Source organism: Micromonospora sp. NPDC049559, from assembly GCF_040676675.1.
Taxonomy (GTDB): domain Bacteria; phylum Actinomycetota; class Actinomycetes; order Mycobacteriales; family Micromonosporaceae; genus JBFAPK01.
Genome location: NZ_JBFAPK010000076.1, coordinates 1 through 5,739 on the forward strand (window position 1 = coordinate 1; position 5,739 = coordinate 5,739).

Sequence of the window (5,739 nt, forward strand, 5' to 3'; positions counted from 1 at the left end):
CGACCCGCTTGGCCCGGGCCACCATGAGGTTGTTCATGGCGGCCTCACCCTCGTGGTGGGCGGCGGCGCCGAGCTGCGGGTCGATCGCGCGTCCGCAAAGCACCGCTTTGCGCCGGCCACAACTCCATGATCGACAGGGTCGGACGGGGTGGGTGGGGAGCGGGGGTCAGCAGTACTGGGCCTGCTTGCTGATCACTCGGTACGGGCAGTCGGCGTACTCGCTGAGGATCAGCACCGCCTCGCGGTTGCGGGAGGTCTCCCTCGGGATCACCTCGTCGGGCGGGTAGAAGCCGCCGCCACCGGAGGAGCCGGGGTACATCTCGAAGGTGTACGCGAAGATCTTGTGCGTCGCCCAGAGCCAGTCCAGGCTGTCACCGTCGGTGATGTAGAGGTCGGACGACTGCTCGGGGGTGTACCCGTTCGTCGCCGCCATCTGCCGGCCGAGCGTGGCGAAGGTGTTGTACTGGTCGGTGTTCATGCCGGTGGCGGTGTTCGCGGTGGTGTAGCCGTACGGCCAGAGCACCAGCTGCGAGTACGTGTGGAAGTCGATGTTCGCCTTGATCTGCTGCACCCCGCCGACGACCCGGCCGTTGACGAAGTTGCGCAGCGCCTGCGTCTCGGGCGCGGAGAAGGCCGACGGGCCCCGGTAGGTCTCCGACGAGGTCGAGCCGGACGAGCCGCCGCAGCAGCCCCAGTTGTAGCCCCAGTTGCGGTTGAGATCGGTGCCCACGTACGTCGAGCCGCTGTTCGGCTGCCGGTTCTTGCGCCAGGACCGGTAGCTGCCGGTGGCGATGTCGTACTCGCTGCCGTCCGGGTTCACCGTCGGGACGATCCAGATCTCGCGGGTGTTGACGATGTTCGTGATCCGCGAGTCCGAGCCGTAGCCGTCGGTGAAGAGGTTGAGCAGGTAGATCGCCATCTCCACGGTGAGGTGCTCCCGGGCGTGCTGCTGGGAGTTGAAGAGGATCTCCGGCTCGTTCTCGTCGGTACCGACGTTGTCGGAGATCTTGACGACCGGCAGGTCCCGACCCTGGTACGAGCTGCCGATGCTGGACTTGCGGGCGATCGACGGGTGGTCGGCGACCACCTGGTTGATCACCGCGGTCAGCTCGGCGTAGTTGTGGTACCCCGAGTCCGCGCTCGGGAAGTCGAAGGTGCCGACGTCACCGGCCGCCCGCGCGGGCGGTGCCGGTACGGCCTCCAACTGGAAGCCGAGCGCGCCGATCGCCTTCGCCTCGGCGGCGGTCGCGGTCACGTGCAGCACGCCGTGCTCGACACCGTCGATCGAGGCGCCGGTGCGGGCGACCGCGTTGCGGTCGTCGAGCGTACGCGGGCCGAGAACCCGGTACTCGGTGGCGGGCGACTCGGCGGCGGACCCGGCGCCCGGCGCCGGTGCCGGGTCGGCGGAGACCGGGGCGCTCGCGGTCGCGAGCAGCCCGATCGCCAGCGTGGCCGCGAGGATCAGCCTGCGGCGCGGGGTCGGTGGCCGGCCGGTACGCCGGTACGGGGGGACACGCAAGGACATGCCAACCTCCTGGGGGCGCGGAGGGTTCCCGCGACGTAGTGGACGCCGCACCCTCCGTCGGACCGTTATATCAATGCCGGTCACTGCAAGCCCCATGCCAACGTGGTCGTCATGTCGGCAAAGACTTTCTGCACTTCTAGATCTGGCGAAAGTTCCTGCCGGACGGGATAGTGGCGGGCAGGACATCTCCCACCCCCGGACCAGCGGAGCTTCCACATGGCCAGACCTCGCGCCGGCACGGTCGCCCTCGTCGGCGTCACCGCGCTCGCCCTCTTCGGTACCGGCACCCCCGCCCTCGCCGGACCCGCCACCGCCGCACCGGCCGCCGCCAAGACCGGTGCCCACGTCACGCACGACGAGCAGATCACCTACCAGGACTGGTCCAGCTACGCCGACTGGCGCGGCGGTACCCACCGCGGCACGGTCGCCGTCCCCGGCGTCCGCACCGGCATCACCCTGCTGCGCCCCGCCGGCACCACCGACTACGCCGACCCGCACACCGGCGTCACCAGGAGCTGGCAGTACGCCACCTGGACCTCGCCGGTCACCCAGGTCGGCTTCGACGCCAGCGAGCTGGTCGCCTCCTGGAACGCCGAGACCCCCGCCGGCACCTGGATCCAGATCGAGCTGCAGGGCACCTACAACACCGGCACCCAGACCCCCTGGTACGTGATGGGCCGCTGGGCCTCCGGCGACCAGGACATCAAGCGCACCAGCGTGAACCGCCAGGGCGACCCGTACTCGACGATCTGGACCGACACGTTCTCCATCGACGACGTGACGGCCGGCGTGATGCTGCGGGCGTACCAGCTGCGGGTCACCCTCTACCGGGCGCCGGGCCAGCTGCGCGGGCCGCGGGTCTGGATGCTCGGCGCGATGAGCTCGTACGTCCCGGACCGGTTCACCGTCACCCCGAGCGCGGGCCACATCGCCTGGGGCACCGAGCTGCCGGTGCCGCGCTACTCGCAGAACGTCCACGCCGGCCACTACCCGGAGTACGACGGCGGCGGCGAGGCCTGGTGCTCACCCACCTCCACCGAGATGGTCGTCGAGTACTGGGGCCGGAAGCCGAGCGCGGCGGAGACCGCCTGGGTCGACCCGACGTACCCCGACCCGACCGTGAACCACGCCGCCCGGATGACGTACGACTACACGTACGACGGCGCCGGCAACTGGCCGTTCAACACCGCGTACGCCGCGTCCTACCCCGGGCTCGACGCGAGGGTCACCCGGCTGCACTCCCTCGACGAGGTCGAGCGCTTCATCAAGGCCGGCATCCCCGTGGTAACCAGCCAGTCGTTCCTCGCCAGCGAGCTGGACGGCGCCAACTACGGCACCTCCGGGCACCTCTTCGTCGTGGTCGGCTTCACCGCGAACGGCGACGTCATCGTCAACGACCCGGCCTCGTCCTCCAACGACGTCGTCCGCAACGTCTACTCGCGTGCCCAGTTCGAGCAGATCTGGCTGCGTACCAAGCGCGTCAACGCCAGCGGCGGGATCTCCGGCGGCTCGGGCGGCATCGCGTACCTGATCAAGCCGTGGTGGAAGCCCTGGCCGCAGGTGGCCGGCTCGACCAACTGGTAACGTCCCCGCACCGCCGGCCGCGTGCACCGCGGCCGGCGCGCCAGGCCCGGCGGGCCTGGCCCGGTCAATGGCGCCCGGGCCAGGCCTGTCCGCTCCTCCGCAAGGCTCAGCCCGGCGGCCGAGCCGTCCGTGCCGGCGGCCGAACCGCCGACCCGGGCCGAACCGCCGTCACAGCACCGACGGCAGGTTCCACTGCTTGTCGGCGCCGGTGACCTTGTCGATGGTCGGGCCGAGCGTCGGCTGCACGATGGTCTTCTTGATCACCCAGTTGGTGGCGATCAGCTGTCGGCCGCTCGCCGTCGCGTACCGGGCGGTCGCCCAGTTCCGCGCCCCGACGCTGCGGACGCTGGTGAGCTTGTAGGCGCGGGCGAACTCGCTCATCTTCCGCAGGAACGTGGCGACCTTGCGGAGCAGGTTCGCCAGCCGCAGCGCCACCGCCGCCGCCCGGGTACCGGCCAGCCCGGCCTCGACCGCGCCCGCCGCCGCACCGGCCGCGACCGAGGCACCGAGCGTGATCCACGCCGAGGCGAGCGCCACGATGATGGTGACGATCAACCACGCGATCAGCTCGCGGACGATCTGCTCGACCAGGTCCTGCGCCTGCCGCGCCCCCTCGGCCGAGCCCTCCAGCAGCTGCGCGGTCCCCTCGAAGTGGTCGGAGATCTCGCTGAGCGACTGGTTGAGCTTGGTCATCTCCTCGTTGAAGGCCTCCGCCGCCTCGCCCTCCCAGTAGGAGAGCAGGTCGGTACGGGCGCCCAGCTCGTCGGCCGCGAGCCCGTCCACCTTCGCCGCCGCGTCCCGCCAGGCCCGCGCCTTCTCGGCCAACCCGTCCGGGTCGCCGGTGACCTGGTCCAACGGGTGGGCCAGGAAGTCGACGATCGGCTTGATGATCGAGTACGCCTCGCCGGCCGGCCCCAGCCAGGTCTCGATCCGCTCCGCACCGCTCGGTGCCCGCATGGCTCAGCCTCCGAACCGGTTCGAGGCGGCCTGGTCAACGCCCTGGTACCCGTCGCGCAGGTCCCGGAAGAGCTTGCCCAGGTCGGTGAAGACGTCCTCGCCCGCGCGCAGCACGTCCAGCCCGTCCGTGGTGCGCTGCTCGTACGTCTTCGCCGCGTCCCGCGACTCCGGCAGCATGCCGAAGCTGTCCTCGGTGACGTCCGCGTCGACCAGCAGCGTGCGCGTGTCGCCGAAACCGGTCCCGATCTCCTCCATCCGGTCCGCGAACCGGCTCATCGCGTCGAGATAGACCTTCACGGGTTGTGTCATGAATGCTCCTCCCCAGTGGCGCCGGGCGCCGGCCGGGGCGGACCGAGCACTTCAGCCGCCCGTTCGCCGAGACTCGGCGGCGAGCACACCAGGGCACAGGCCGAGCCGTCGGTGAAGACGACCAGGAAGCGACCCCGGCGCAGCAGACCTGCCGGCGCCTTGATCGCCCCGACGATAGCGGCTCGGGACACGTCGTGTCGGACCCTGGCCCGCTGCTGCGCCGGGCCGAACCACCGCCGCAGCCAGCCCTGCCCGGCCTGCTCGATCAGGTCGACGTCGAAAATGATCAGCCGGGTGTCGGTGACCGCGAGGTGCGGCGAGCCGGCCACGTCGACCCCCGCGTAGAGCGCGTACCCGGCGCTCTCCGGTCCGCCGGCGACCGCCCGGCCGAACGTCGCCCGCTGGAGCAGCCCGCCCGGGTGCACGCCGAGACCGATCAGGATCGTGGGGTCGAGCAGGTTCTTCAGCTCGTCGGCGACCGAGACGTCCTCGGTGGTGCCCGGGTCCTTCACCAGCGGCGACGCCACCAGCAGCCGCTCCTGCGGCGCCAGCACGGGGCGCAGTACCGGTTCGATGTGGATCGTGTAGTCCTTCGCCACCGGGCAAGGATGCCATCGTACGGATCGGCGTCGCTATCCTGTCGGGCTGAGTCGCCGAACAAATATTCTCGACCGATACCAGCGGAAAGGTTCCAACGTGCCGGATATTCGCAACCTGGAGGAGTTTGCCGAGTACGCCCACCAGCAGGTGGAGCGGGTTCAACGGATGCAGGAGGACCTGGCGAGCCAGTACGGCACCGCCGAGTCGCCGCGCGGCCTCGTCCGCGCCCGTACCGGCCCCGGTGGGGCGATCCAGGAGCTGCGGATCGACCCGAGCGCGCTGCGGCTGCCGCCGGACGAGGTCGAGGCCGAGGTCACCGCCGCGGTCAACGCGGCACAGCGGGAGTACGCCGAGCGGGCCGACGCGATCATGGCGCCGATCCTGAACCTGCGCCCGAGCGAACAGTCCATCGACGTCATGGAGGCCGGCATGCGCCGCCTCGACGCGCTCGCCGACGACCTAGACCGCCTCGCCCGCCGCGACACCTTCCGCTGACCCACCCCGTCGACCGGCGCGCCGGCGTCGGGCGAAACCCCGTTCACCGTCCTCGCGAAGCGGTGGTCGCGAGGACATCCGGGGTATTGGACCCGCCGCCCGACCGGCACGCACCACGGCCGGCGCACGACGCCGACGGTGCCACAGGAGCCCGGATCGCCCCGCCCGGCCGAAAGGTGAAGAGCAAGCCGGTCGCACCCGGCAGCGTGGTAAAGGTGGGGCCGCCGTGCCCGGCGAAGACATCAAGCCTGACGGGATTCGCCGGGCAC

General features: G+C 70.9%; 5 protein-coding genes and 2 pseudogenes. 2 read left to right on the top strand and 5 right to left on the bottom strand.

The features are described from left to right. Nucleotides 1-106 (bottom strand): annotated as a pseudogene (locus AB0J86_RS38605) (alkaline phosphatase); the annotation flags it as partial. Nucleotides 107-169: 63 nt separating this feature from the next. Continuing rightward, nucleotides 170-1,525 (bottom strand): annotated as a pseudogene (locus AB0J86_RS38610) (M14 family metallopeptidase); the annotation flags it as partial. 216 nt (nt 1,526-1,741) lie between these two features. On the opposite strand from AB0J86_RS38610, the gene AB0J86_RS38615 reads away from it, so the two are divergent. After that, the gene (locus AB0J86_RS38615; RefSeq protein WP_363863813.1) at nt 1,742-3,109 is read left to right on the top strand and encodes a C39 family peptidase; all 1,368 of its coding nucleotides are present in this window, start codon (nt 1,742-1,744) and stop codon (nt 3,107-3,109) included. Between the two features lie 168 nt (nt 3,110-3,277). On the opposite strand, the gene AB0J86_RS38620 is transcribed toward AB0J86_RS38615, so the two are convergent. Genes AB0J86_RS38620 through AB0J86_RS38630 form a run of 3 tightly spaced genes read right to left on the bottom strand, consistent with a single transcriptional unit; the run spans nt 3,278 to nt 4,974 of the window. Continuing rightward, nucleotides 3,278-4,066, bottom strand: a complete 789-nt coding sequence (locus tag AB0J86_RS38620; protein WP_363863816.1) for a WXG100 family type VII secretion target — start codon at nt 4,064-4,066, stop codon at nt 3,278-3,280. Between the two features lie 3 nt (nt 4,067-4,069). Beyond that, nucleotides 4,070-4,375, bottom strand: a complete 306-nt coding sequence (locus tag AB0J86_RS38625) for a hypothetical protein (protein ID WP_363863818.1) — start codon at nt 4,373-4,375, stop codon at nt 4,070-4,072. Beyond that, entirely contained in the window at nt 4,372-4,974 is a 603-nt protein-coding gene (locus AB0J86_RS38630; protein ID WP_363863821.1) for a hypothetical protein, read from the bottom strand. The genes AB0J86_RS38625 and AB0J86_RS38630 overlap by 4 nt, the downstream gene beginning before the upstream one ends. Before the next feature lie 97 nt (nt 4,975-5,071). Here AB0J86_RS38630 and AB0J86_RS38635 point away from each other — a divergent pair, with 97 nt between their 5' ends. Next, nucleotides 5,072-5,470 carry a YbaB/EbfC family nucleoid-associated protein gene (locus tag AB0J86_RS38635; protein ID WP_363863823.1) on the top strand — a complete coding sequence of 133 codons (399 nt, stop codon included), beginning with the start codon at nt 5,072-5,074 and terminating at the stop codon, nt 5,468-5,470. Nucleotides 5,471-5,739 lie beyond the last annotated feature (269 nt).